This window comes from Thauera carbonicopians, assembly GCF_025699485.1.
Taxonomy (GTDB): domain Bacteria; phylum Pseudomonadota; class Gammaproteobacteria; order Burkholderiales; family Rhodocyclaceae; genus Thauera.
Map to the genome: position 1 here is coordinate 350,311 of NZ_JANUXN010000001.1, position 25,422 is coordinate 375,732.

Here is a 25,422-nt window from a genome sequence, read left to right on the forward strand (position 1 = left end):
ACAGCAAGGAATTCGGGAACCTCTCTTATATATGGACAGCGAACTTCAGATCGCCCTCATCGGTGCGGGTCTCGGCGTCGTGGTGCTGATTGTTGCTTATAACAAGTGGCAGGAACGCAAGCACCGCAGCAAGGCCGAAAAGGTTTTCAAATCCGAACACCGCGACGTGCTGCTCGAGCCGCGCGGCGGCGGGCAGAGCGAAGAGGCCGGAGAACGCTTCGAACGGCGCGAACCGGGCTTCGGCAACGGCGACGACGAAGCCGGGCCGCGCCCGGTGAGTGAAGCGTCGATCAAGCGTTCGGCACCCGAGCTGCCCGCGCTGCTCGACGCCCGCACCGACTGCGTGATCCGCCTCGAGGCGATCGAACCGCTCGACGTGCAGCGTGTCTGGCTGGCGCAGCTGGGGCAGCTGGAAGGCCTGTCCAAACCGGTCCGCTGGTTCGGCTTCAACGATGCCGAGAACCTGTGGTTCCCGCTCGGTCCCGAAGTCGGCGGCGCCTGCCACTGGTTCTGCGCCGCGCTGCAACTGGTCGATCGCCGCGGTTCGATCGGCGAAGCGGACTTCATGCGTTTTTCGGGTGGCGTGCAGCGTGTCGCCGACCTCGTCATGGCGCTGCCGCCGGGCTTGCCGGCGCGCGGCGAAACCTTGCACGGCGCGGCCCAGCTCGATGGCTTCTGCGCCGAAGTGGATGTACAGATCGGCGTCAATGTGATCGCCGGCGAGCGCCCCCTCGACGGCGGGGAAATCGCCCAGTTCGCCGGGCGCTACGATCTGAGCCTGGCCGGGGACGGCAGCTTTCATGCGTTGGCCGACGACGGCAGCACGCTGTTCACGCTGGCCAACCTGGAAGCGGGTGCGTTCTCCGAGGACATGGCTTCGCTGGCGACCATGGGGGTCACGCTGGTCATCGACGTTCCCTGCGTACGCGACGGCGTTGCGGCCTTCGATCGCATGATGGAGCTCGCCGGCGCGCTGGCGCAGCAGAGCAGGGGCACGGTGGTGGATGACAATCGTGCGCCTTTCGGCGCCGAAGCAGCCGGGATGATCCGCAGCCAGATCCGCCAGTTCCAGGATCGCATGGCCGAAAGCGGCATCCCCGCAGGCGGCCCGCTGGCAAGACGCCTGTTCGCGCTGTGATGGATTCGCCCGTTTCCGCGGCGCAGCGCACGCAGGCGCTGCGCGACGAGATCGCTCGCCACGACCACGCCTACTACGTCCTCGACGCACCGACGGTGCCGGACGCCGAATACGACCGCCTGTTCCGTGAACTGCAGGCGCTGGAAAAGGCACATCCCGAGCTCTGCACCCCCGATTCGCCGACCCGGCGCGTCGGCGGCAGGCCGCTCGAGCAGTTCCCGCCGGTGCGCCACCGGGTGCCGATGCTGTCGATCCGCACCGAGACCGACACCGAGGCCAGCGGCGCCCATGCCTTCGATGCCCGCGTGCGGCGCGAGCTCGGGCTGGGCGAAGGCGATGCCGAAGTCGAGTACCTTGCCGAGCTGAAATTCGACGGCCTCGCCATCAGCCTGCGCTACGAGCATGGTCTGCTGGTGCAGGCAGCCACCCGCGGCGACGGCGAAACCGGCGAGGACGTCAGCAGCAACATCCGCACGATGCGCGCGGTGCCGCTGCGCCTGCGCGGCGAGGCGCCCGCAGTGCTGGAGATCCGCGGCGAAGTCTATATGCGCCGCGACGACTTCGAGGCGCTGAACCTGCGCCAGGCCGAGGCCGGCGAAAAGAGCTTCGTCAATCCACGCAACGCCGCGGCCGGCAGCATCCGCCAGCTCGATCCGGCGATTGCCGCGCGCCGGCCGCTGTCCTTCTTCGCTTATGGCCTGGGCGAAACCGAAGGCTGGGCGCTGCCGGCGACCCATGCCGAGGTGCTCGACGCCATCGCCGCCTTCGGCCTGCCGGTGTGTCAGCACCGCGCGGTGGTGCAGGGCGCGGATGGGCTGGCGGCTTTCCACGCGCGCATCGCCGGCCTGCGCGAGACGCTGCCCTTCGACATCGACGGCGTGGTGTACAAGGTCAATTCGCTCGAACTGCAGCGCCAGCTCGGCTTCGTCACGCGCGAGCCGCGCTGGGCGGTGGCGCACAAGTACCCGGCGCAGGAGGCGGTGACGCTGCTGCGCGGCATCGAAGTGCAGGTCGGCCGCACCGGCGCGCTGACGCCGGTGGCACGGCTGGAGCCGGTGTTCGTCGGCGGCGTCACCGTCACCAATGCCACGCTGCACAACCAGGACGAGATCGACCGCAAGGACGTGCGCATCGGCGACTGGGTGATCGTGCGCCGCGCCGGCGACGTCATTCCCGAAGTGGTCGCGCCGGTCGCCGAGAGGCGGCAGGGCGAGCTGCCGCGTTTCAACCTGCTCGAACGTTTCCCCGCCTGTCCGGTGTGCGGCTCGCATGTGGTGCGCGGCGAGGACGAAGTCGTGGCGCGCTGCACCGGCGGCCTGTTCTGCCCGGCCCAGCGCAAGCAGGCGCTGCTGCATTTCGCCGGGCGGCGGGCGATGGACATCGAAGGCCTGGGCGACAAGCTGGTCGAGCAACTGGTCGATGCCGCCATCGTCAAGACGCCGGTCGATATCTACCGGCTCGGCATCCTCGCGCTGGCGAACCTCGAGCGCATGGGCGAGAAGTCGGCACAGAACCTGCTCGCCGCGATCGAGAAGAGCCGGTCGACGACGCTGGCGCGCTTCATCTTCGCGCTCGGCATCCGCAACGTCGGCGAAGCCACCGCGCGCGATCTCGCGCGCCATTTCGGCAAGCTCGATGCGCTGATGGACGCCGACGCCGAGGCCTTGCAACTGGTGCCGGACGTCGGCCCGATCGTCGCCCGCTCCATCGTCGAATTCTTCGGCGAACCCCACAACCGCGAAGTCATCGAGCAACTGCGTGCCGCCGGCGTGCATTGGCCGGAGAGCGAGCCGCTGCGAACGCCCCTGGGCGGACTGGCAGGGCAGACCTTCGTGCTCACCGGCACCCTGCCCACGCTGACGCGCGACGAGGCCAAGGCGCTGATCGAGGCTCGGGGCGGCAAGGTCGCGGGCTCGGTGTCGAAGAAGACCACCTGGCTGGTCGCCGGCGCCGAAGCCGGCTCCAAGCTGGTCAAGGCGCAGGAGCTGGGCGTGGACATCCTCGACGAGGATGGACTGCGCGAGCTGCTGCGCAAAACGGATACAAATGCCTGATGCAAGTGGATGCGGCTTCGCGCATCATGCCGGGCGCGCCGTCCGGGCCGGGCATGGACGGTTTTCTCGAACGATCGAACAAGGAGTGAAGCAGGCATGAAGAAGATCACCAAGGCAATATTTCCGGTCGCAGGCATGGGGACGCGCTTCCTGCCGGCGACCAAGGCCAGTCCCAAGGAAATGCTGCCGATCGTCGACAAGCCCCTGATCCAGTACGCAGTCGAAGAAGCGGTGGCGGCGGGTATCACCGACATGATCTTCATCACCGGCCGCACCAAGCGTTCGATCGAGGATCACTTCGACAAGGCCTACGAACTCGAGACCGAGCTGGAAGCCCGCGGCAAGAAGGAACTGCTCGAGATCGTGCGCAAGACGGTGCCGAAGGGCGTCAACTGCATCTACACCCGCCAGTCCGAAGCGCTGGGCCTGGGCCATGCCGTGCTGTGTGCCGACAACATCATCAATGACGAAGCTTTCGCGGTGATCCTCGCCGACGACCTGCTCGACAACAAGGATGGCACGCCGGTGCTCAAGCAGATGGTCGACGTCTTCAGCTACCACCGCTGTTCGGTGCTGGGCACGATGAACGTGCCGCGCGCGGAAACGCGCAGCTACGGCATCGTCAGCACCGAAAGCGAGTCGGGCAAGGTGCAGCGCATGACCGGCATCGTCGAAAAGCCCAAGCCCGAGGAAGCGCCCACCACCCAGGCGGTCGTCGGCCGCTACATCCTGACGCCGCGCATCTTCGACCACATCCGCGCCCTCAAACCCGGCGCCGGCGGCGAGTACCAGCTCACCGACGCCATCGCCTCGCTGCTGAAGGAAGAGGCGGTGCTGGCCTACCAGTTCGACGGCGTGCGCTACGACTGCGGCTCCAAGCTCGGCTACCTGAAGGCCACCATCGAGTTCGGCCTGCGCCACCCGGAAACCGGCGCCGAATTCGCCGACTATCTCGGCGAGCGCTTCGGTGCGCAGCAGAAGAGCGCCAAGGCCGCCAAGTAAGAAACCGTCGATCCGGTGTTGTACGCGGGGCGGAGAGGAAGCCGGCAGGCTGCTTCCTCTCCGCCCCGCGTCGTATTTCAGGCGTGGTGCAGCCGCTTCGCCAGCGGCGTGCGGCGGATGATGAACTTCTCGATCTCCGCGACGCAGAACACCAGCAGGCCGGCAGCCAGCACCTTGGCCCACTCCAGCAGCGTCAGGTCGTCCGAGCCGAAGATGCCCTGCATCACCGGCAGATGGGTGAAGGCCAGTTGCAGCGGGATGCAGGCGGCGATCGCCAGCAGTACGTAGCGGTTGCCGCTCAGGCGGGCGGGGGCGAAGATGAAGCGGCTGTTGACCAGGTAGAACATTTCCGCCGCCACCACTGCGTTCACCGCCATCGTGCGTGCGGTCTCGATGCTGGTGCCCTGGTCCAGTTCGTACAGGAACAGACCGAGCGCCCCGGTCATCATCAGCACCGACACCATCAGCACGCGCCAGACGAAGAAGCCCGACAGCAGCGCTTCGCCGGGCGGCCGCGGCGGCCGGTTCATGATGCCGCGCTCGGCCGGCTCGAAGGCCAGCGCGAGGCCGAGCGTGCTCGAAGTCACCATGTTGATCCACAAGACCTGGGCCGCCGTCAGCGGCAGGATCAGCTCGAACAGGATCGCGGCGATCACCACCAGCGCCTCGCCGCCGTTGGTCGGCAGCATGAACAGGATGAACTTCTTGAGGTTGTCGTAGACCGCCCGGCCTTCGCGCACCGCGGTGGCGATGGTGGCGAAGTTGTCGTCGGCCAGCACCATGTCGCTCGCCTCCTTGGCGGCTTCGGTGCCTTTCATGCCCATCGCCACGCCGACGTCGGCGCGCTTCAGCGCCGGGGCGTCATTGACGCCGTCGCCGGTCATCGCCACCACCTGGCCGTGCTCCTGCAGCGCCTGGACGAGGCGCAGCTTGTGCTCGGGGCTGGCGCGGGCGAAGACGTCCACGTCCATCGCCACCTCGCGCAGCGTGGCATCGTCCATCACCGCGACCTCGGCGCCGGTCAGAGCCGGCTTGCCGACGCCGATGGCAAGCTGGGCGCCGATCGCGCGCGCCGTCTCGGCATGGTCGCCGGTGATCATCTTGACGCGGATGCCGGCATGGTGGCATTCGCCCACCGCGCGGATGGCTTCCTCGCGCGGCGGATCGATGATGCCGACCAGGGCCAGCAGCACGAAGCCGGCGTCCACGTCGGCGAAATCCAGCGACTCGCCCTGCGGCGCGGCGCGCTTGCAGGCCAGTGCCAGCAGCCGCAGCCCCTGCGCGGCGACATTGGTCGCCATGCGCCGCCAGGTGTCGATGTCCAGCGGCTCCTCGCCGTCGGCGCCCCATTGTGCGCTGCACATGTCGAAGATGCGCTCCGGCGCGCCCTTGGTGAAGATCCACGGCATGTCGTCGCTGTCGCGATGCCAGGTGGCCATGAAGCGGTGCTGGGACTCGAAGGGGATCGAATCGAGGCGGGGCCAGGCTTCGTCGCCGAGGTGCTGCGAGAAGCCGGTCTTGCCGCCCAGCACCAGCAGCGCGCCTTCGGTGGGGTCGCCTTCGACCCGCCACAGATCGTCCTCCTCGCACAGGCGGGCGTCGTTGCACAGCACGCCGGCGCGGATCGCCATCGCCAGCGCGGGGTAGTGCTCGGGGTCGATGATGCGGCCGTCCAGGCTCAGGTCGCCCACCGGCGCGTAGCCGACGCCGCCGACGTCGAAGACGTGGCCGGCGCAGACCACTTTCTGCACCGTCATTTCGTTGCGTGTCAGCGTGCCTGTCTTGTCGGAGCAGATCACCGTCACCGAGCCGAGCGTCTCGACCGCCGGCAGGCGGCGGATGATCGCGTTGCGCCGCGCCATGCGCTGCACGCCGAGGGCCAGCGTGACGGTCATGATCGCCGGCAGGCCTTCGGGAATCGCCGAAGCGGCCAGCGCCACCACCATCATGAACATGTCCGCCGGCGCGTGGCCGCGCCACAGCGTGCCGAGCACGAAGGTCGCGGCCGACAGCGCCAGGATGGTCAGCGCAAGGGCGTGGCCGAAGCGGTCGACCTGGCGCAGCAGCGGCGTCGTCAGGCTGCGGATGTCGGCCAGCATCTGGTTGATCTTGCCGAGCTCGGTGGCCGCGCCGGTCCTGACCACGATGCCGCCGGCCTGGCCGTACACCACCAGGGTGCCGGAGTAGGCCATGCCGTGGCGGTCGCCCAGCGGCGCATCGGCGGCGACGGTGGCGCCGCTCTTTTCCACCGGCAGCGATTCGCCGGTCAGCGCGGCTTCCTCGACCCGCAGTTCCTTGACCGCGACCAGGCGCAGATCGGCCGGCACGCGGTCGCCGGAGGCCAGCACGACGAGATCGCCGGGCACCAGCTCGCCGGCGTCGATTTCCCGCCGCACGCCGTCGCGCACGACCATCGCATGGGGTGAGAGCATGCCGCGGATGGCGTCGAGCGCGGACTCGGCCTTGCCTTCCTGGATGAAGCCGATGATGGCGTTGATGATCACCGCCGCCATCAGCACGCCGGTATCGACCCAGTGGCCGAGCAATGCGGTGATCAGGGCGGCGCCCATCATCACGTACAGCAGGATGTTGTGGAACTGCATCAGCAGGCGCAGCAGCGGGCCGCGCCGCTTGGGCGGCGCCAGGCGGTTCGGGCCGTAGACATCCAGGCGCCTGGCGGCTTCGGTTTCGGTCAGTCCATGCTTTCCGGTGTCCAGGACCTCTTCCACCTGCGTGCGGCTCAGCGTGTGCCAGTCGGTGGAGGACTGGAGCGCGGAAGGAGAGGGGTCGCCGGGGTGGGTGGGGCGGGAGTCTTTCGTCATGGGCGGGTCTCGATGTCCGGTCGCTTGTTGCATATTCTGACAGGCGATGTTCGACTCTTCCTGACAACGGCAGGATTGCCGTAGTTCATGCCGAAAAAGGGAAAACGCCCTTCGCGGCGATCGGGAAGGGCGTTCATGTGACGGCGGCGGCGGCTCAGACGTCGGCGGCTTTCGCCGCGCGCTTGCGCTCGTGCTCCTGCAGGTGGCGCTTGCGCAGGCGGATCGACTTCGGCGTGATCTCGACCAGTTCGTCGTCGGCGATGAACTCGATCGCCGATTCGAGCGTGAGCTGGATCGGCGGCGTCAGGTTGACCGCCTCGTCCTTGCCCGAGGCACGCACGTTGGTGAGCTGCTTGCCCTTGATCGGGTTGACGACGAGGTCGTTGTCGCGCGAATGCACGCCGATGATCATGCCTTCGTACAGTGCGTCGCCGGGGCTGACGAACATGCGGCCGCGGTCCTGCAGGTTCCACAGCGCGTAGGCGACGGCGTCGCCGTTGTTCTGCGAGATCAGCACGCCGTTGCGGCGCTCGGCCATGGCGCCGGCCAGCGGGCCGTAGTCGTCGAAGACGTGGCTGGCCAGGCCGGTGCCGCGGGTCAGGGTCAGGAATTCGCCCTGGAAGCCGATCAGGCCGCGGGCCGGGATGCGGTATTCGAGGCGCACGCGGCCCTTGCCGTCCGGCTGCATGTCCTGCAGCTCGCCGCGGCGGCGGCCGAGTTCTTCCATGACGCCGCCCTGGTGCTCTTCCTCGACGTCGACGGTCAGCAGCTCATAGGGCTCGCACCTGGTGCCGTCGATCTCCTTGAACACCACGCGCGGGCGGCCGACGGCCATTTCGTAGCCTTCGCGGCGCATGTTCTCCAGCAGGATGGTCAGGTGCAGTTCGCCGCGGCCCGACACTTCGAAGACGTCGGCGTCCTGGGTGTAGTTGACGCGCAGGGCGACGTTCTTCAGCAGCTCCTTCTCCAGGCGCTCGCGGATCTGGCGGCTGGTGACGTATTTGCCTTCGCGGCCGGCCAGCGGCGAGGTGTTGACCATGAAGTTCATCGTCAGCGTCGGTTCATCGACGGCGATCGGCGGCAGCGGATCGAGCTTGTCCGGATCGCACAGCGTGACGCCGATGTTGACCTGGTCGATGCCGGCGATCAGCACGATGTCGCCGGCTTCGGCGACCTCGGCGGCCGAGCGTTCCAGGCCCTTGAAGGTCAGCACCTGGCTGACCTTGCCCTTGCCGCGATTCTCGTCGCCGTACATCACGACCACTTCCTGGTTGGGGCGGATGCGGCCGCGCTGGATGCGGCCGATGCCGAGCTGGCCCATGTAGGTGGAGTAGTCGAGCGAGCAGATCTGCAGCCGCAGCGGGCCGTCGACGTCGATCTCGGGCGGCGGCACGTACTTGAGGATCGCCTCGAACAGCGGACGCATGTCCTTGCGTTCGTCATCCAGGCTCTCGACCGCGAAGCCGTTCAGGCCGGAAGCGTAGATGACCGGGAAGTCGAGCTGTTCCTCGGTGGCGCCGAGCTTGTCGAACAGGTCGAAGGTGTGGTTGATGACCCAGTCCGGACGGGCGCCCGGGCGGTCGATCTTGTTGATGACGACGATCGGCTTCAGCCCCAGCGCCAGCGCCTTGCGGGTGACGAAGCGGGTCTGCGGCATCGGGCCTTCCTGGGCATCGACCAGCAGCAGCACGCTGTCGACCATCGACAGCACGCGCTCGACCTCGCCGCCGAAGTCGGCGTGGCCCGGGGTGTCGACGATGTTGATGTGGGTGTCGCCGTACTGGATCGCACAGTTCTTGGCGAGGATGGTGATGCCGCGTTCCTTCTCGATGTCTCCCGAGTCCATGACGCGTTCGGCGACCTGCTGGTTTTCGCGGAAGGTGCCGGACTGGCGCAGCAATTGGTCGACGAGGGTGGTCTTGCCGTGGTCGACGTGGGCGATGATGGCGATGTTGCGGATGGCGCGGGACATGGAGGCGGGAAGTCTTTGAAAGGGCGAGGATTCTAACATGCGTTGCGGCAGCGCAGCATCCTTTGTCGAGGCCGCGTGCTAAAATCCGCGCCCATTTTTTCAGCGGAGCAAGCGGATGCTCGCGATCATCGGCGGCAGCGGCCTGACCCAGCTTTCCTCCCTCGCCATCGTGCGGCGCGAGGTCGTGCGTACCCCCTACGGCGAGCCGTCCGGCGCGCTGACCTACGGCAGCCTGTGCTCGGAGCCGGTGGTGTTCCTCGCCCGCCACGGCTATGGCCATACCATTCCGCCGCACCGGGTCAATTACCGCGCCAACATCTGGGCGCTGAAGCAGGCGAAGGTCAAGGGCATCATCTCGGTGGCCTCGGTGGGCGGCATCCGTGCCGATCTCGGCCCGGGCACGCTGGTCGTGCCGGACCAGATCATCGACTACACCTGGGGGCGCGACAGCAGCTTCTTCGAAGGCGGCGAGATGCCGGTCAAGCACGTCGATTTCACCCACCCCTACGACGCGGTGCTGCGTCGGCGGCTGCTGGCGGCGACGGCGGCGGCCGGCGAGTGCGCGGTGGACGGCGGCGTCTATGCCGCCACCCAGGGGCCGCGGCTGGAAACGGCGGCGGAGATCGACCGGCTGGAGCGCGACGGCGCCGACGTCGTCGGCATGACCGGCATGCCGGAAGCTGCGCTGGCGCGCGAACTGGAACTGCCGTATGCGGCGCTAAACGTCGTGGTCAATCACGCCGCGGGGCGCTCGGACAGCGCGCGCGGGATCGTCTTCGACGACATCGAGGCCACGCTGCAGACGGCGATGGCCCGGGTGCGCGCCATCCTCGAAATGATCTGCCAGGTATGAAACGGGAAGCGATGAATCAGGAACCGCAAGACATGAAACGGCTGGAAAACAACTTCGAGCACCTGCTGTTCTCCAGCCGCTGGCTGATGGCGCCGGTCTATTTCGGCCTGGTGCTGGCGATGGTGGTGCTGCTGGTCAAGTTCGCCAAGGAAGTCTGGGGCCTGTTCGCCCACATCATGACCGCGACCGGCGGCGAACTGATCATCGGCGTGCTGTCACTGGTCGACATCGCGCTGATCATGAACCTGCTGATCATCATCATGTTCAGTGGCTACGAGAACTTCGTCTCGAAGATGGACGACCTGCACAGCCACCAGGACCGGCCGGAGTGGATGGGGCACATCGGTTTCTCCGACCTCAAGATCAAGCTGATCGGCTCGATCGTGGCGATCTCGGGGATCGAGCTCCTGAAGGCCTTCATGAACGTGGACAACCTCAGCGACCGCCATCTGGCCTGGATGGTCGGCATCCACATCACTTTCCTGTGTTCCGGCGTGCTCTACGCGCTGATGGACCGCCTCGGCGGCAAGGGCCACTGAGGGCCAGGCTCCCCGCGACCTGGCCCTCAGAGTGGCGCGCCTCAGACCTGCAGGCGCTGCAGCAGTTCGCGCTCGATGCGCAGCAGCTGGGCGTCCTGTGCAAGCGCGGCGCCGCTGAGCAGGAAAGTATCCTCGACGCGTTCGCCAAGCGTGGCGATCTTCGCCGTGAGCAGGCGGATGCCGTGGTTGGCGAGTATTTCGGCGACGTCGAACAGCAGTCCCGGCCGGTCGGCCGCGGTCAGCGACAGGATGTAGTGCCGGCCCGCCTCGTCGGCGCGGATGCTGACCTGCGGCGTGATCGGGAAGTGCTTGACGTGGCGCGACATGCGGCCGCGCGACGGGCGGTCGAGCGCGTCCGGGCGGGCCAGGTACGCGGTAAGCTCGTGCTCGATCAGCGTGATCACGTCGCGGTAGCGGGCTTCGCCACCCGGATCCCGCAGGATGAAGCTGTCGAGCGCGTGGCCGTGGCGGGTGGTGTGCACCTTGGCGTCGAGGATGGTGAAGCCGAGGCGGCTGAAGAAGCCGGTCAGGCGGACGAAGAGCTCCCGCTGGTCGGGGGTGAATACCATCACCTGCACGCCGTCCTCGTCCTCGGTCACCCGTGCCTTGACCACCGGTTCATCGGAATCCGGGCGGAAATACAGCACGCGGGTGTGCCAGGCGATCTCCTCGGCCGAATGGCGCATGAAATACACCGCGTCCAGCTCGGACCACAGCCGCTCCTCGATGCCGGGACGCAGGCCGTGGTAGCGCAGCAGCCGGCGCGCATCCTCGAGGCGGTCGTCCATGCCCAGCGCCTGCTGGGGGGTGGCGCCGCGCAGCAGGCGCTGGGCGGCGAAGAAGAGATCCTCGAGCAATCTGCCTTTCCAGCCGTTCCAGACCTTGGGGCCGGTGCCGCGGATGTCGGCATGGGTGAGCAGGTAGAGGGCGACGAGGCGGCGTTCGCTGCCGACGATGGCGGAGAAACGCTGGATCACCTCGGGGTCGGAGATGTCTTCCTTCTGGGCGAAGTGGGACATGGTCAGGTGCTGCCCGACCAGCCAGACGACGAGTTCGGTGTCCTCGTCGTCCAGGCCGTGCAGCACGCAGAAATCGCGTGCGTCGATCATGCCCAGCCTGGAGTGGTCGCCGCCGCGGCCCTTGGCGATGTCGTGGAACAGCGCCGCGACGTAGAGCAGCCAGTGGCGGTCGAAGACCTGGATCAGGCGCGTCATCAGCGGATATTCGTGTGCATGCTCGCCCATCGTGAAGCGCCGGATGTTGCGCAGCACCGTCAGGATGTGCTGGTCGACGGTGTAGGCATGGAACAGGTCGTGCTGCATCTGGCCGACGATCCGCCGCCAGGCCGGCAGGTAGCGCGACAGGATGCCGTATTCGTTCAGGCGCCGGAATGCATGCACGATGCCGCGCTTCTGCTGCAGGATCTGCAGGAACAGGGCGCGGTGCGCGGGGTCGGCGCGGAAGGCGGCATTGATGCGGTTGCGGTTGATCCACAGCGCCCGCAGCGTGCGTGCGGTCATGCCCTTGAGTTCAGAGCGCTGCTGCAGCAGCAGGAAGCATTCCAGCAGCGCCGAGGGCTGGCGCTCGAAGAGGTCCTCGTGGCGGATGTCGAGCAGTTCGCGCACGGCCTGGAAGCGCGGGTTGATGACGATGGCGGCGCCGCGGCCAGGTAAGATCACCGTGCCGTAGTTTTGCAGCAGGATGGTGTTGAGCTGCGTCACCATCTTGGCATTGACGTAGTAGCGCTGCATCAGCACTTCGGAGGCGCGCCGGCTGGCCGTGGCCTCGATGCCCATGATGCGCGCCAGCTTTTCCTGGTGGTCGAACAGCAGGCGGTCCTCGGCGCGTCCGGCCAGGTAATGCAGGCGGATCCGCAGGTGCTGCAGGAAGCGCTCGACGCTGCGCAATTCGCTGGCTTCGCCGCCGGTGATCAGGCGGCGGCGGGCCAGATCGCGCCAGTTGCGGCCGAGCCCGGTGGCCTGTGCGATCCAGCCGAGCATCTGCAGGTCGCGCAGGCCGCCGGGGCTGTCCTTGCAGGTCGGTTCGAGCGAGTAGGGGCTGTCGTCGAAGCGCGCATAGCGCTGCTCCTGTTCGAGCAGCTTGGCCTTGTAGAAGGCGCTCACGTCCAGCGCCGCACGGTAGCGCTGTTCCAGCTCGGCGAAGAGCCGCGCATCGCCGGCGAGGAAACGGGCTTCGAGCAGGCTGGTCTGCACGGTGATGTCGTCGTCCGCGGCCTCGATGCATTCATCGACGGTGCGCGCGGCATGGCCGATTTCGAGCCCGACGTCCCACAGCGCGCCGACCATCGCGCACAGCCGGATGCGCGTCTCCACGTCCGCCGCGCCCGGCAGAAGGATCAGCAGGTCGACGTCCGAGGCGGGAAACAGCTCGCCGCGCCCGTAGCCGCCGACCGCCACCAGCGCCGCGTTGGCCGGCATGCCGCAAGCCTGCCAGAGGCCGACGACCTCGGCATCGACGAGCCGCGTGCGCCCCTTCAGCACCGTCGAGGTGCGGGGATGGGTTTCATAGGCGGCGCGCAGTCCGGCCGAACCATCGGCCAGCCGCTGCCGGGCTTCCGCGATCAGGGGTTGAAGGCGGGCGTTGAGGGCGTCTTGCATGATGGTTCGGGCCTTGCGCGAAAAGCGGGTTCAGGCGAAGCGCGAGGCGACGATGGCCGGCGGGGGCGGGCAGTGCTCGGACAGGGTCAGGACTTCGACGCCGGTCTCGGTGACCAGCACGGTGTGCTCCCACTGCGCCGACAGGCTGCGATCCTTGGTGACGATGGTCCAGCCGTCGGGCAGTTCGGAAATGGCGGCCTTGCCGGCGTTGATCATCGGCTCGACGGTGAAGATCATGCCCGGCAGGAATTCAGGCCCGGTGCCGGCCTTGCCGTAGTGCAGCACCTGCGGCTCCTCGTGGAACTTGCGGCCGATGCCGTGGCCGCAGAATTCGCGCACCACCGAGTAGCCGTTGCCTTCGGCGTGCTTCTGGATCACCGCGCCGATGTCGCCCAGATGGCCGCCCGGCTTCACCGCGGCGATGCCCAGCCACATGCATTCATAAGTGATCTGGGCCAGCCGCCGGGAAGCAATGCTGGCCGCGGCCTCGCCGCCGACCAGGAACATGCGGCTGGTGTCGCCGTGGAAACCGTCCTTGATCACGGTGATGTCGATGTTGAGGCTGTCGCCTTTCTTCAGCGCCTTGTCGCCCGGGATGCCGTGGCAGACCTGGTGGTTGATCGAGGTACAGATCGACTTGGGGAAGGGCGTGTAGCCCGGCGGCGCGTAGTTCAGCGGCGCCGGAATCGTCTGCTGCACATCGACCATGTAATCGTGGCACAGGCGGTCGAGTTCGCCGGTGGTGACCCCCGGCTTGACGAAGGGGGCGATGTAGTCGAGAACCTCGGCGGCGAGGCGGCAGGCCACGCGCATCTTTTCGATCTCTTCCGGGGTCTTGAGGACGATGCTCATGTCGGTTTCTGTCTGCTGGGGCTGGAAAGAGCCTAAAGGTATCGCAAGCGGGCAGCGGCGAGCAAACGTGAAGCGCGTCCACCCTTGAGCAGGGTAACGCCCGCATGCTAAGATCGCAGGCTTGTCTGCATGGGCAGGCAAAAATCCACACGTCCTGCGGAATGGGGTCCGGCGCGCGTACCGAAGGTGCGCAGGCCGGCAAGGTGCAAAGGGCGCGTGCGGGCCAGGTGATGGTCGGTGCGCGTGGCGGAGCACTCCCGGGGCGGAGGTCTAACCCTTTCAAATCTGGAGTTTCACATGTCAGTCACGATGCGTCAGATGCTCGAAGCGGGCGTCCACTTTGGCCACCAGACCCGTTTCTGGAATCCGCGCATGGCCCCCTACATCTTCGGCCAGCGCAACAAGATCCACATCGTCAACCTCGAGAAGACGATGGTGAAGTACAACGAAGCGATGGACTTCGTGCGCAAGCTGGCCGCCAACCGCGGCAACATCCTGTTCGTCAGCACCAAGCGCCAGGCGCGCGAGATCATCGCCGAGGAAGCCCGCCGTGCCGGCATGCCTTTCGTCGATGAGCGCTGGCTCGGCGGCATGCTGACCAACTTCAAGACCGTCAAGCAGTCGATCAAGCGCCTGAAGGAAGTCGAGGCCATGGTCGAAGACGGTTCCATCGAGCGCCTGTCGAAGCGCGAAGCGCTGACCGTGCGCCGCGAAATGGAGAAGCTGCAGAAGTCGATCGGCGGCATCAAGGACATGGGCGGCCTGCCCGACGCGCTGTTCGTCATCGACGTCGGCTACCACAAGATCGCCATCACCGAAGCCCAGAAGCTGGGCATCCCGGTCGTTGCCGTGGTCGATACCAATCACACGCCCGAAGGCGTGGATTACGTGATCCCGGGTAACGACGACTCCTCGCGCGCGATCCGCCTGTACGCCCGTGGCGTGGCCGATGCCGTGCTGCAGGGCCGCAGCCAGGTGCTGCAGGAAATCGTCGATGCCGGCGGCGACGAGTTCGTCGAAGTCGAGGAAGAGAACACCCAAGAGCAGGCCTGATCTGCGGCTTGCGAGGGCCTTGAGGGGCCCTTTTTTTGTCATCATGAATACCCGTTCCGCATCGGCCGGGCCGATGCGGGCGATAGCCGAAATTCGAGGAGTTAGCATGGCGGAAATCACCGCGAGCATGGTCAAGGAACTGCGCGAGAAGACCGACGCGCCGATGATGGAGTGCAAGAAGGCGCTGACCGAAGCGGCCGGCGACATGGGCAAGGCCGAAGAGATCCTGCGCGTCAAGCTCGGCAACAAGGCAACCAAGGCGGCAACCCGCGTGGCGGCCGAAGGCGTGGTCGGCATCGAAATCTCGGCCGACGGCAAGCTGGGCGCCATCGTCGAAGTCAACTGCGAAACCGACTTCGTCGCCAAGAACGACGAATTCCTCGCCCTGGTGCAGAACTGCGCCAAGCTCGTCGCCGACAAGAATCCGGCCGACGTCGCCGCGCTGTCGGCGCTGCCGCTGGCCGACGGCACGGTCGAATCCGTGCGCGCCGCGCTGGTCGGCAAGATCGGCGAGAACATGTCGATCCGCCGCTTCGTCCGCGTCGAAGCCAAGGGCCAGCTGTTCAGCTACATCCACGGCGGCGCCAAGATCGGCGTGCTGCTGGATCTGGTCGGCGGCGACGAGCAACTGGGCCGCGACATCGCGATGCACATCGCCGCGTCCAAGCCGAAGGCGTTGGATGCCTCGGGGGTCGCGCAGGAGCTGATCGACGCCGAGCGCCGCATCGCCATCGAAAAGGCGCGTGCCGACAACAAGCCCGAAGCGATGCTGGAGAAGATCGCCGACGGCACCGTGCAGAAGTTCCTGAAGGAAGTCACGCTGCTGGCCCAGGTCTTCGTCAAGGCCGAGGACGGCAAGCAGACCATCGAGCAACTGCTGAAGGCCAGGGGCGCTTCGGTTGGCGGCTTCACGCTGTACATCGTCGGCGAAGGCATCGAGAAGAAGGTGACCGACTTCGCCGCCGAAGTGGCCGAGCAACAGGCTGCCGCAGCGGCTGCCGCCGCAGCCAAGCAGTAAGGAGAAGCACATGTCCGCCGCCTACAAGCGCATCCTGCTGAAACTGTCCGGCGAAGCCCTGATGGGGGACGACGCCTATGGCATCAACGAGGACGTGGTGACCCGCATCGTCTCCGAGATCGCCGAGATCTCGCGCCTGGGCGTCCAGGTGGGTGTGGTGATCGGCGGCGGCAACATCTTCCGCGGCATGAAAGGCGCGGCATCCGGCATGGACCGCGCCACGGCCGACTACATGGGCATGCTGGCGACGGTGATGAACGCGATGGCGCTCGCCGACGCGATGCGCCGCATCGACGTCGAGGCGCGCGTGCAGTCGGCGCTGCGCATCGACCAGGTCGTCGAACCCTACATCCGCGGCCGGGCGATTCGCCACCTGGAAGAGGGGCGCGTGGTGATCTTCGCCGCCGGTACCGGCAACCCCTTCTTCACCACCGACACTGCGGCGGCGCTGCGCGGCTCCGAGATCGGTGCCCAGATCGTACTGAAGGCGACCAAGGTGGACGGCGTCTATACCGCCGACCCGAAGAAGGACCCGGATGCCCAGCGCTACCATCGCATCAGCTTCGACGAGGCGATCGGCCGCAACCTGGCGGTGCTCGATGCGACCGCGTTCGCGCTGTGCCGCGACCAGAAGCTGCCCATCAACGTGTTTTCGATCTTCAAGCCGGGTGCGCTCAGGCGCGTCGTCATGGGCGAGGACGAAGGCACGCTGGTTCATTCCTGACGCCCTTGGAGAATGCGCTGATGATTTCCGAACTGAAGAAGACCGCTGAACAGAAGATGCAGAAATCGGTCGAGGCGCTGAAGACCGATCTGGCCAAGATCCGTACCGGCCGCGCCCACGTCGGCCTGCTCGACCACGTCATGGTCGAGTACTACGGCTCGATGGTGCCGGTGAACCAGGTGGCCAACATAACCCTGATCGATGCCCGCACGATCGGTGTGCAGACCTGGGAAAAGCCGATGCTGCCGAAGGTCGAGCGCGCCATCCGCGACAGCGATCTCGGCCTGAACCCGGCGAACATGGGCGAGATGCTGCGCGTGCCGATGCCTGCGCTGACCGAAGAGCGCCGCCGCGACCTGACCAAGATCGTCAGGCAGGAAGGCGAGGGCGCCAAGATCGCGATCCGCAACCTGCGACGCGACGCCAACCAGCAGCTCAAGGATGCGGTCAAGGACAAGGAAATCTCCGAGGACGACGAGCGCCGTGCCGAGGAGGACGTCCAGAAGCTGACCGACAAGTACGTCGCCGAGGTCGACAAGCTGCTTGCCGCGAAAGAACAGGAACTGATGCAGATCTGATCCGCCGGATCGGCTCTTCCCTCATGGGCAGGACAGGAGGCGGACAATGACGGACAGACGATTCACGAGCTCCACGCGGGACATCCCCGAGGTGCCCGCGGTACCGCGGCACATCGCGATCATCATGGACGGCAACGGGCGCTGGGCGCGCAAGCGCTTCATGCCGCGCGTCGCCGGGCATGCGCGGGGGCTCGAAGCCGTTCGCACGGTGGTCAAGGCCTGCGTCGAGCGCGAGGTCGAATACCTGACCCTGTTCGCCTTCAGCTCCGAGAACTGGCGCCGGCCGGCGGACGAGGTCTCCTTCCTGATGCAGCTCTTCATGCGCGCGCTGCACAAGGAAGTGGCGCGCCTCGATCACAACGGCATCCGCCTGCGAGTCATCGGCGACATGTCCCGCTTCGACCCGGAGCTGGTGCGCGTCATCCGCGAATCCGAGGAGAAGACCGCCGGCAATGCCAAGCTCAATCTGTGCGTGGCGGCGAACTACGGCGGCCGCTGGGATATCGCCAATGCGGTGTCGCAACTGATGCGCGCGCATCCCGAACGCCGTGACGGCTTCAGCGAGGAAGAGCTGACGGGCGCCCTGTCGATGAGCTTTGCGCCCGAGCCCGACCTCTTCATCCGCACCGGCGGCGAGAAGCGCATCAGCAATTTCATGCTCTGGCAGCTCGCTTATACCGAGCTGTATTTCACCGACGCGCTGTGGCCGGATTTCGATGCGGCCGCGCTCGACGAGGCGATTGATTCCTACCAGGGGCGCGAGCGCCGCTTCGGCCGGACCAGCGAGCAACTCGTCGTCCGTGGCGTTCCGCAGAGCGAGAGGCCTCATGCTTAAGGCGCGGATCATCACCGCGATCGCGCTTCTCGTCGGCCTGCTCGCGGCCGTCTTCCTCCTTCCCCCGGCGGGCTGGCTGGTGTTCTGCGCGCTGCTGTGCAGTGCTGCGGCCTGGGAGTGGGGCGCGCTGGCCGGGTTCGCGCGCACGCTGCGGGTCGCGACGACGCTGGGCTTCGGCGCGCTCTGCCTGCTGCTCGGCCATCTCGCCGGCCTGAGCTCGCCTTTCCCGACCGGATACGAGTTCGGGCTGACGCCGCTCTATGTCGTCAGCGCGGCGTTCTGGCTGGTGCTGGCGCCGTCGTGGCTGGTACGCAAGTGGCAGCTGTCGGACCCGGTGCTGGCCGTGCTCACCGGTTTCGTCGTGCTCGTGCCGACCGCGCTCGCGCTGATCCAGCTTCGCGCGATGGGTCCGGGGACGATGCTCATCGCGATGGCGACGGTATGGGTCGCGGACATTGCCGCGTATTTTGCCGGCCGCGCTTTCGGCAAGCACAAGCTCGCACCCGCGATCAGTCCGGGCAAGACCTGGGAAGGAGCTGCGGGCGCGGTACTCGCGGTCATGTGTTTTGGCCTGATCGTGCACACCGTGCGGATGGGCAGTCTCCCCGACAGCATGTTTGCCGCCGTTCTCGTCCTCGTGCTGTGGACGGCGATCAGCATCGTCGGCGACCTGTACGAGTCGCTGCTCAAGCGCCAGGCCGGCCTGAAGGACAGCGGCAGCATCCTGCCCGGCCATGGAGGTCTCCTCGATCGCATCGACAGCCTCACTTCGACCTTGCCGACGGTTACCCTTCTTCTGGTGCTGATTGCCCAATGATCGGGGCGGCTCGCGCCGTTTCCGTTTTCCCCCCGTTTTTTCACGACGACAATGTCCCAACACGCCATCCAGCGCATCACCGTCCTGGGGGCGACCGGTTCGATCGGCCAGAGCACGCTCGACGTGGTTGCCCGCCACCCGGATAGATTCTCGGTCTTCGCGCTGAGTGCGCACCGCCAGGACGACAAGCTGTTCGAACAGGTGCTGCGCTTTGCACCGGAATTCGCCGTGCTGGTCGATACCGATGCCGCCGCACGCCTGCGGACGGCGCTGCGTGCGGCGGGCAGCCGCACCGAAGTGCTGTGCGGCAGCGAGGCGCTGGCCGAAATCGCTGCCGCGCCCGAAGCCGACATGGTCATGGCGGCGATCGTCGGCGCCGCCGGGCTGCGTCCCGCGCTTGCCGCCGCGCGCGCCGGCAAGAAGGTGCTGCTGGCCAACAAGGAGGCGCTGGTGCTGTCGGGGCGGCTGTTCATGGATGCGGTGGCCGCGAGCGGTGCCACCCTGCTGCCGATTGACAGCGAACACAACGCCGTCTTCCAGGCCTTGCCCGCCGGTTATGCGCGCGACCCGCAGCGCGCCGGCGTGCGCAGGGTGCTGCTGACCGCATCGGGCGGGCCTTTCCGCGCCAGTCCGCTGGAAACGCTCGCCGGCGTCACGCCGGAGCAGGCCTGTGCCCACCCCAACTGGGTGATGGGCCGCAAGATCTCGGTGGATTCGGCAACGATGATGAACAAGGGCCTCGAAGTCATCGAGGCGCACTGGCTGTTCGGCGCGTCCGCCGACATCATCGAAGTCGTCGTCCATCGCCAGAGCGTGATCCATTCGATGGTGGAGTACGTCGACGGTTCGGTGATCGCCCAGCTCGGCAACCCCGACATGCGCACGCCGATCGCCCATGCCATGGCCTGGCCCGAGCGCATCGATGCCGGCGTGCGTGCGCTCGACCTGTTCGACGTCGCCCGGCTCGATTTCGAGCGCCCGGATCTGGCCCGCTTCCCTTGTCTGGCGCTGGCATTCGCGGCACTGCGAGCCGGCGGCGCCGCGCCGGCGATGCTCAATGCGGCCAACGAGGAAGCGGTCGAGGCCTTTCTCGGCCATCGCATCGGCTTTCTCGACATCGCCCGCGTCATCGAACCCTGCCTGGAACGTACCGGCGACTTCGCTGTCGATTCGCTGGAGGCCGTGCTGGCCGCCGACGCGCAGGCGAGGGAGCGGGCACGGCTGGAAATAAACAAGCTGGCGGCAGCCTGATGAATTTGTTCGACTACCTCGTGCCTTTCGCGCTTGCGCTGGGCCTGCTGATCCTGATCCACGAGCTGGGCCACTACCTCGTCGCGCGCTGGTGCGGCGTCAAGGTGCTGCGTTTCTCGATCGGTTTCGGCAAGCCGCTGCTGTCGTGCAAGGCCGGTCGTGACCGCACCGAATGGGCGCTTGCGGCCTTTCCGCTGGGCGGCTACGTCAAGATGCTCGACGAGCGCGAAGGCCCCGTCGCGCCGGAGGAACTGCACCGGGCTTTCAACCGCCAGAGCGTCTGGCGCCGCTTCGCGATCGTCGCCGCCGGCCCGCTGGCGAATCTGCTGCTGGCGGTGGCGCTGTACTGGGGCTTGTTCGTCACCGGCAGCAACGAGCTGCGGCCGCGCCTGGCCTTGTCGGACACGCCGGCCATCGCCCAGGCGGCCGGCGTGCAGGACGGCGACCTCGTGCTCGCGGTGGACGACGAAGCCGTGCGCTCGTGGCAGGACTTGCGCTGGGTCCTGCTGCGCCATGCGCTCGACAGCCGCGAGGTGCTGCTCCATGTGCGTACGCTGGATGACAGGGAGGCCGTCCGCCGGCTGGATCTCAGAGGCGTGCCGATCGACGACGAACGGCAGGACCTGATCGTTCGCCTCGGCCTGCAGCCCTGGCGCCCGCTGATTCCCGCGGTCATCGGGCGGGTCGCCGAGGACGGCGCGGCGGCCCGTGCCGGCATGCGAAGCGGCGACGAAGTCCTGGCGATCGACGACGCGCCGATCGCTTCCTGGGGCGAACTGGTTGCCAAGGTCAGGGACGCGGCCGGGCAGGATTTGCGTTTCGAAGTGCAACGTGGCGGCGAGCGATTCGTGCTGGACATCGTGCCGGACGAACTGGTCGAGGGCGGAGCGCGCATCGGACGGATCGGCGTGGGCGTGGCCGAACCGCTGCAGGACGGGCTGTCGATGTTCGCCGAAGTGCGCTACGGCATCGGCGAAGGGCTGGTCAAGGCGGTGCGCCAGACCTGGGAAACCAGCGTGCTGAGCCTGAAGATGATCGGCCGCATGTTCACCGGCGAAGTGTCGTGGAAGAACCTTTCCGGTCCGGTCACGATCGCCGACTATGCGGGCCAGACCGCGCAGCTCGGGCTGGACCACTACCTCAAGTTCGTGGCGCTGATCAGCATCAGCCTCGGGGTGCTGAACCTGCTGCCGATCCCGGTGCTTGATGGCGGGCACTTGTTGTACTATACGGTCGAAATCATCAAGGGCGGTCCGATTCCGGAACGCGTCATGGAGATCGGTCAGCAGATCGGTCTCGTTCTCCTGGCGATGCTCATGGCCTTCGCCTTCTACAACGACATCAACCGACTCATTTCCGGCTGAACTCCTGCATGAATCGCAAGCTCCTGCCCGGGCTCATCATGGCCCTATTCGCCGCTGCGCCGGCGTTCGCATTCGAACCTTTCGTGGTCAAGGACATCCGGGTCGAGGGCATCCAGCGTACCGAAGCCGGTACGGTGTTCAACTACCTGCCCGTGCGCGTCGGCGAGCGCTTCGACGAAGCCCAGGCCGCCGAAGCCATCCGCGCGCTGTTCGCCACCGGCTTCTTCAGCGACGTCCGCATCGAGACCGAAGGCGACGTGATCGTCGTCGCCGTCGATGAGCGCCCGGCGATCGCGCAGATCGACTTCGTCGGCGTCAAGGAATTCGACAAGGACGCACTGAAGGCCGGCCTGCGCGAAGTGGGGCTGGCCGAGTCGCGCATCTTCGACCGCTCGCTGCTCGAGCGTGCCGAACAGGAACTGAAGCGCCAGTACCTGTCGCGCGGCAAGTATTCGGCCCAGGTCACGACCACGGTGACGCCGCTCGAACGCAACCGCGTCGGCATCAACTTCAATGTCGATGAAGGCGACGTCGCCAAGATCCGCCAGATCAGCATCATCGGTGCCCAGGCCTTCGACGAGGACGACCTGCTCGAGCAGATGCAGCTGACCACGCCGGGCTGGCTGACCTGGTACACCAAGAACGACCAGTACTCGCGCCAGAAGCTGTCGGCCGACCTCGAGACCCTGCGCTCCTTCTACCTGAACCAGGGCTATCTCGACTTCAACATCGACTCCACCCAGGTGTCGATCACGCCCGACAAGAAGGACATCTACATCACGGTGAACATCACCGAGGGCGAGCAGTACAAGGTGACCGGCGTGCGCTACACCGGCGACCTCATCATCCCGGAATCCGAGTACCTTGCGCTGACCACGCTGAAGCCGGGCGAGACCTTCTCGCGCGAACGCCTCACCGAAACGACCAAGGCGATCACCGACCGCCTGGGCAACGAAGGCTACGCCTTCGCCAACGTCAATGCCGCACCCGAGGTTGACAAGGAGAAGCGCGAAGTCGCGTTCACGATCTTCGTCGATCCGGGCCGCCGCGTGTACGTGCGCCGCATCAACGTCGGCGGCAACACCAAGACGCGCGACGAAGTGGTTCGCCGCGAGATGCGCCAGATGGAAGGCGGCTGGTACGATGCCGCGGCGATCAACCGCTCGAAGACGCGCATCGACCGGCTCGGCTACTTCGACGAGGTCAACGTCGAGACGCCGCCGGTACCGGGCACGACCGACCAGGTGGACGTCAACTTCTCGGTCAAGGAGCGGCCGACCGGCAACCTGATGCTGGGGGCGGGTTTCTCGAGTTCCGAAAGCATCGTGCTGTCGGCCTCGATCTCGCAGCAGAACCTGTTCGGCAGCGGCAACGCGCTGAGCCTGGGCCTCAACACCAGCAAGTCGAGCCGCACGCTGTCGCTGTCCTTCACCAATCCTTATTACACCGTGGATGGCGTCAGCCTCGGCTGGGACCTGTACCACCGCACCTACGACCCGACCGACTACGACACCTTGTCGCCGTACAAGACGGTGTCGACCGGCGCGGGCCTGCGCCTGGGCTGGCCGATCGCCGAAGACGACCAGATCAACTTCGGCCTGACGGCGGACCACACCAAGATCACCACCTACTCGGACAGTCCGCGCCTGTACAAGGACTTCTGCAAGGATTTCGGCTGCAGCGGCTCCGGGGCGGCCGAGGGTGTCGGCGAAGTCAGCGTCAGCAGCCTGCTGCTGTCCGTCGGTTGGTCGCGCGACAGCCGCGACAGCTTCATCTACCCGCGCAAGGGCGTCTACCAGCGCGTGTATGGCGAAATCACCGTGCCGGTGGGCGACCTGCGCTACGGCAAGCTGGGCTACCAGTACCAGCACTGGTTCCCGATCGGGCGCGACTACGCGCTGATGCTCAATGCCGACCTCGGCTATGCCAAGGGTTTCGGCGGCAAGGATGTGCCTTTCTACAAGAACTACTACGTCGGCGGCATCGGCTCGGTGCGCGGCTTCGACCAGGGCACGCTGGGGCCGAAGTTCATGGATACCGATGGCGACATCACCTCGACCGGCGGTACCCGCAAGCTGGTGACCAACGCCGAGTTCTTCTTCCCGATGCCGGGTTCGGGCACCGACCGCTCGTTCCGCATCTCCGCCTTCTTCGATGCCGGCTATGTCTGGGGCGAAGACCCCGATACCGGCAAGGAGCAGAAGATGAAGTTCGACGACCTGCGCTACAGTACCGGCCTGGCTTTCTCCTGGAGTTCGCCGATCGGCCCGCTGAAGTTCAGCTTCGGCCATCCGCTGAAGAAAGAGAAGGACGACGAGATCCAGCGTTTCCAATTCCAGCTCGGCAGCGTGTTCTGAGCGCTGCGCCAAACAAGTTTCATTCGGAGGCATAAGTGAAAGTTAGTACCCTGTCCCTGGTGGGCGCTGCACTGATCGGCTTGTCGCAGGCCGCCGTGGCCGACACCAAGATCGGTTTCGTCAACTCCGACCGCGTGATGCGCGAGGCGGCGCCCGCGGTGCGGGCCCAGCAGCGCCTCGAGAAGGAGTTCGAGAAGCGCGACCAGGAACTCCAGCGCATGGCCCGTGACCTGAAGGCCATGCAGGACGAACTCGAGCGCGACGGCGCGACGATGAACGAGAACGACCGCCGCAACAAGGAACGCGCGCTGAACGATCTCAACCGCGACTTCCAGCGCAAGCAGCGCGAGTTCCGCGAGGATCTGAACCAGCGCCGCAACGAGGAACTGGCTTCGGTGCTCGACAAGGCCAACCGCTCGGTCAAGGACATCGCCGAGAAGGAAAACTTCGACATCATCTTCCAGGAAGCGGTGTACGCGAACCCGCGCATCGACATCACCGACAAGGTCATCAAGGCCCTGTCCGACGCCAAGTAAGCCTTCCGTCCGCATGTTCCGTCTCGACGAACTGGTCGCGCGGCTCGGAGGAGAAGTTTCCGGCGACGCCGGCGTGGCCGTCCGCCGGGTGGCCACGCTCGACCAGGCCGGGGAAGGCGATCTCGCTTTTCTGGCCAACCGCAAGTACCTGCCGAAGCTGCGCGAAAGTGCGGCGTCGGCGGTCATCGTCGCGCCGGATGCGAAGGCCTTGCTGAACGGCCGCAGCGCCATCGTCGCTGCCGATCCCTATCTGTACTTCGCGCGCGTCGCCCAGCTCTTCAACCCGCTGCCGGCGGTGCGCCCCGGCGTCCATGCGCTTGCCGCGCTGGCCTCCAGCGTGCCCTTGTCGGCCGAGATCGGGCCGGGCGCGTCGATCGAGGAGGACGTCGAAATCGGCGAGGGCGTCGTCGTCGGCGCCGGCTGTCACATCGGCCGCGGCGCACGCATCGGCCGCGGCACGCGGCTTGCCGCGCGGGTCACGATCCAGCATGGCTGCGTGGTCGGGGAGAACTGCATTCTCCATTCCGGCGTGGTCGTCGGCAGCGACGGCTTCGGCTTCGCCCGTGAAAAGGATGGGCGCTGGATCAAGATCCCGCAGATCGGCCGCGTCGTCATCGGCAACGACGTCGAGATCGGCGCCAACACCACGATCGATCGCGGCGCGCTCGACGACACCGTGATCGGCGACGGCTGCAAGCTCGACAACCAGATCCAGATCGCGCACAACGTGCGCATCGGCGAGAACACCGCGATCGCGGGCTGCGTCGGCATCGCCGGCAGCACCAGCATCGGCGCGCGCTGCATGATCGGCGGCCAGGCAGGCATCATCGGCCATCTGACGATCTGCGACGACGTCGTCGTTTCCGCCGGTACGCTGGTCAGCAAGTCGATCACCCGGCCCGGCGTCTACACCGCCAGCCTGCCGGTGCAGCCGCACGCCGACTGGGTGCGCAATTTTTCCCATCTGCGCCACCTCGATGCGCTGGCCGGGCGCGTCCGCTCACTCGAAAACCAATGAAGGCCGCCGCGACGGCCGGCC

Annotated in this window: 20 protein-coding genes; 16 read left to right on the forward strand and 4 right to left on the reverse strand. The window is 66.6% G+C overall.

Annotated elements, in window-relative coordinates:
• The first annotated feature begins 31 nt into the window (after positions 1–31).
• The 3 genes from NX068_RS01755 (at position 32) to galU (ending at position 4,194) form a co-directional block, all read left to right on the forward strand.
• On the forward strand, positions 32–1,138 hold the full coding sequence (locus NX068_RS01755) for a cell division protein ZipA (protein WP_263459569.1): 1,107 nt from the start codon (positions 32–34) through the stop codon (positions 1,136–1,138).
• Positions 1,138–3,192 (forward strand): NAD-dependent DNA ligase LigA, encoded by a 2,055-nt coding sequence (gene ligA, locus NX068_RS01760; RefSeq protein ID WP_263459570.1) that lies wholly within the window; start codon positions 1,138–1,140, stop codon positions 3,190–3,192. The genes NX068_RS01755 and ligA overlap by 1 nt, the downstream gene beginning before the upstream one ends.
• A gap of 96 nt (positions 3,193–3,288) precedes the next feature.
• A complete protein-coding gene (gene galU / locus NX068_RS01765; RefSeq protein ID WP_263459571.1) occupies positions 3,289–4,194 on the forward strand; it encodes a UTP--glucose-1-phosphate uridylyltransferase GalU in 906 nt (301 codons plus the stop codon).
• A 77-nt stretch (positions 4,195–4,271) separates the two neighbouring features.
• Here galU and NX068_RS01770 read toward each other — a convergent pair whose 3' ends face one another.
• Together NX068_RS01770 and typA are read right to left on the reverse strand one after the other, a co-directional pair.
• Positions 4,272–7,016: a cation-transporting P-type ATPase gene (locus NX068_RS01770; RefSeq protein ID WP_263459572.1), complete on the reverse strand. Its 2,745-nt coding sequence runs from the start codon at positions 7,014–7,016 to the stop codon at positions 4,272–4,274.
• Between the two features lie 154 nt (positions 7,017–7,170).
• Positions 7,171–8,988 carry a translational GTPase TypA gene (typA, locus tag NX068_RS01775; RefSeq protein WP_263459573.1) on the reverse strand — a complete coding sequence of 606 codons (1,818 nt, stop codon included), beginning with the start codon at positions 8,986–8,988 and terminating at the stop codon, positions 7,171–7,173.
• Between the two features lie 115 nt (positions 8,989–9,103).
• Between typA and NX068_RS01780 the strand changes: the two genes are divergently transcribed.
• Entirely contained in the window at positions 9,104–9,841 is a 738-nt protein-coding gene (locus NX068_RS01780) for an S-methyl-5'-thioinosine phosphorylase (protein ID WP_263459574.1), read from the forward strand.
• A gap of 32 nt (positions 9,842–9,873) precedes the next feature.
• Complete coding sequence (locus tag NX068_RS01785) at positions 9,874–10,380, forward strand: TIGR00645 family protein (RefSeq protein WP_263459575.1); 507 nt, start codon at positions 9,874–9,876, stop codon at positions 10,378–10,380.
• Between the two features lie 41 nt (positions 10,381–10,421).
• Here the strand turns inward: NX068_RS01785 and NX068_RS01790 are convergent, their stop codons facing one another.
• Positions 10,422–12,998, reverse strand: coding sequence for a [protein-PII] uridylyltransferase (locus tag NX068_RS01790; protein WP_263459576.1), 2,577 nt, complete (start codon positions 12,996–12,998; stop codon positions 10,422–10,424).
• Positions 12,999–13,028: 30 nt separating this feature from the next.
• Positions 13,029–13,850, reverse strand: a complete 822-nt coding sequence (map, locus tag NX068_RS01795) for a type I methionyl aminopeptidase (RefSeq protein ID WP_263459577.1) — start codon at positions 13,848–13,850, stop codon at positions 13,029–13,031.
• Positions 13,851–14,147: 297 nt separating this feature from the next.
• Here map and rpsB point away from each other — a divergent pair, with 297 nt between their 5' ends.
• The 11 genes from rpsB (at position 14,148) to lpxD (ending at position 25,401) form a co-directional block, all read left to right on the forward strand.
• Positions 14,148–14,903, forward strand: coding sequence for a 30S ribosomal protein S2 (gene rpsB / locus NX068_RS01800; protein WP_263459578.1), 756 nt, complete (start codon positions 14,148–14,150; stop codon positions 14,901–14,903).
• A gap of 106 nt (positions 14,904–15,009) precedes the next feature.
• Entirely contained in the window at positions 15,010–15,921 is a 912-nt protein-coding gene (gene tsf / locus NX068_RS01805) for a translation elongation factor Ts (protein ID WP_263459579.1), read from the forward strand.
• A gap of 10 nt (positions 15,922–15,931) precedes the next feature.
• A complete protein-coding gene (pyrH, locus tag NX068_RS01810) occupies positions 15,932–16,645 on the forward strand; it encodes a UMP kinase (RefSeq protein WP_263459580.1) in 714 nt (237 codons plus the stop codon).
• A gap of 20 nt (positions 16,646–16,665) precedes the next feature.
• Positions 16,666–17,223, forward strand: coding sequence for a ribosome recycling factor (gene frr / locus NX068_RS01815; protein ID WP_068637315.1), 558 nt, complete (start codon positions 16,666–16,668; stop codon positions 17,221–17,223).
• A 46-nt stretch (positions 17,224–17,269) separates the two neighbouring features.
• Positions 17,270–18,058, forward strand: a complete 789-nt coding sequence (gene uppS, locus NX068_RS01820) for a polyprenyl diphosphate synthase (protein ID WP_263459581.1) — start codon at positions 17,270–17,272, stop codon at positions 18,056–18,058.
• Entirely contained in the window at positions 18,051–18,875 is an 825-nt protein-coding gene (locus NX068_RS01825; RefSeq protein ID WP_263459582.1) for a phosphatidate cytidylyltransferase, read from the forward strand. Before uppS ends, NX068_RS01825 begins: the two co-directional genes overlap by 8 nt.
• 51 nt (positions 18,876–18,926) lie before the next feature.
• On the forward strand, positions 18,927–20,126 hold the full coding sequence (gene ispC, locus NX068_RS01830; RefSeq protein ID WP_263459583.1) for a 1-deoxy-D-xylulose-5-phosphate reductoisomerase: 1,200 nt from the start codon (positions 18,927–18,929) through the stop codon (positions 20,124–20,126).
• Positions 20,126–21,490 carry an RIP metalloprotease RseP gene (gene rseP / locus NX068_RS01835; RefSeq protein ID WP_263459584.1) on the forward strand — a complete coding sequence of 455 codons (1,365 nt, stop codon included), beginning with the start codon at positions 20,126–20,128 and terminating at the stop codon, positions 21,488–21,490. The genes ispC and rseP overlap by 1 nt, the downstream gene beginning before the upstream one ends.
• An 8-nt stretch (positions 21,491–21,498) precedes the next feature.
• Positions 21,499–23,847: an outer membrane protein assembly factor BamA gene (gene bamA, locus NX068_RS01840; protein ID WP_263459585.1), complete on the forward strand. Its 2,349-nt coding sequence runs from the start codon at positions 21,499–21,501 to the stop codon at positions 23,845–23,847.
• 35 nt (positions 23,848–23,882) lie between these two features.
• Positions 23,883–24,383, forward strand: coding sequence for an OmpH/Skp family outer membrane protein (locus NX068_RS01845; RefSeq protein ID WP_263459586.1), 501 nt, complete (start codon positions 23,883–23,885; stop codon positions 24,381–24,383).
• Positions 24,384–24,396: 13 nt separating this feature from the next.
• Positions 24,397–25,401: a UDP-3-O-(3-hydroxymyristoyl)glucosamine N-acyltransferase gene (lpxD, locus tag NX068_RS01850; RefSeq protein WP_263459587.1), complete on the forward strand. Its 1,005-nt coding sequence runs from the start codon at positions 24,397–24,399 to the stop codon at positions 25,399–25,401.
• Positions 25,402–25,422: the final 21 nt, after the last annotated feature.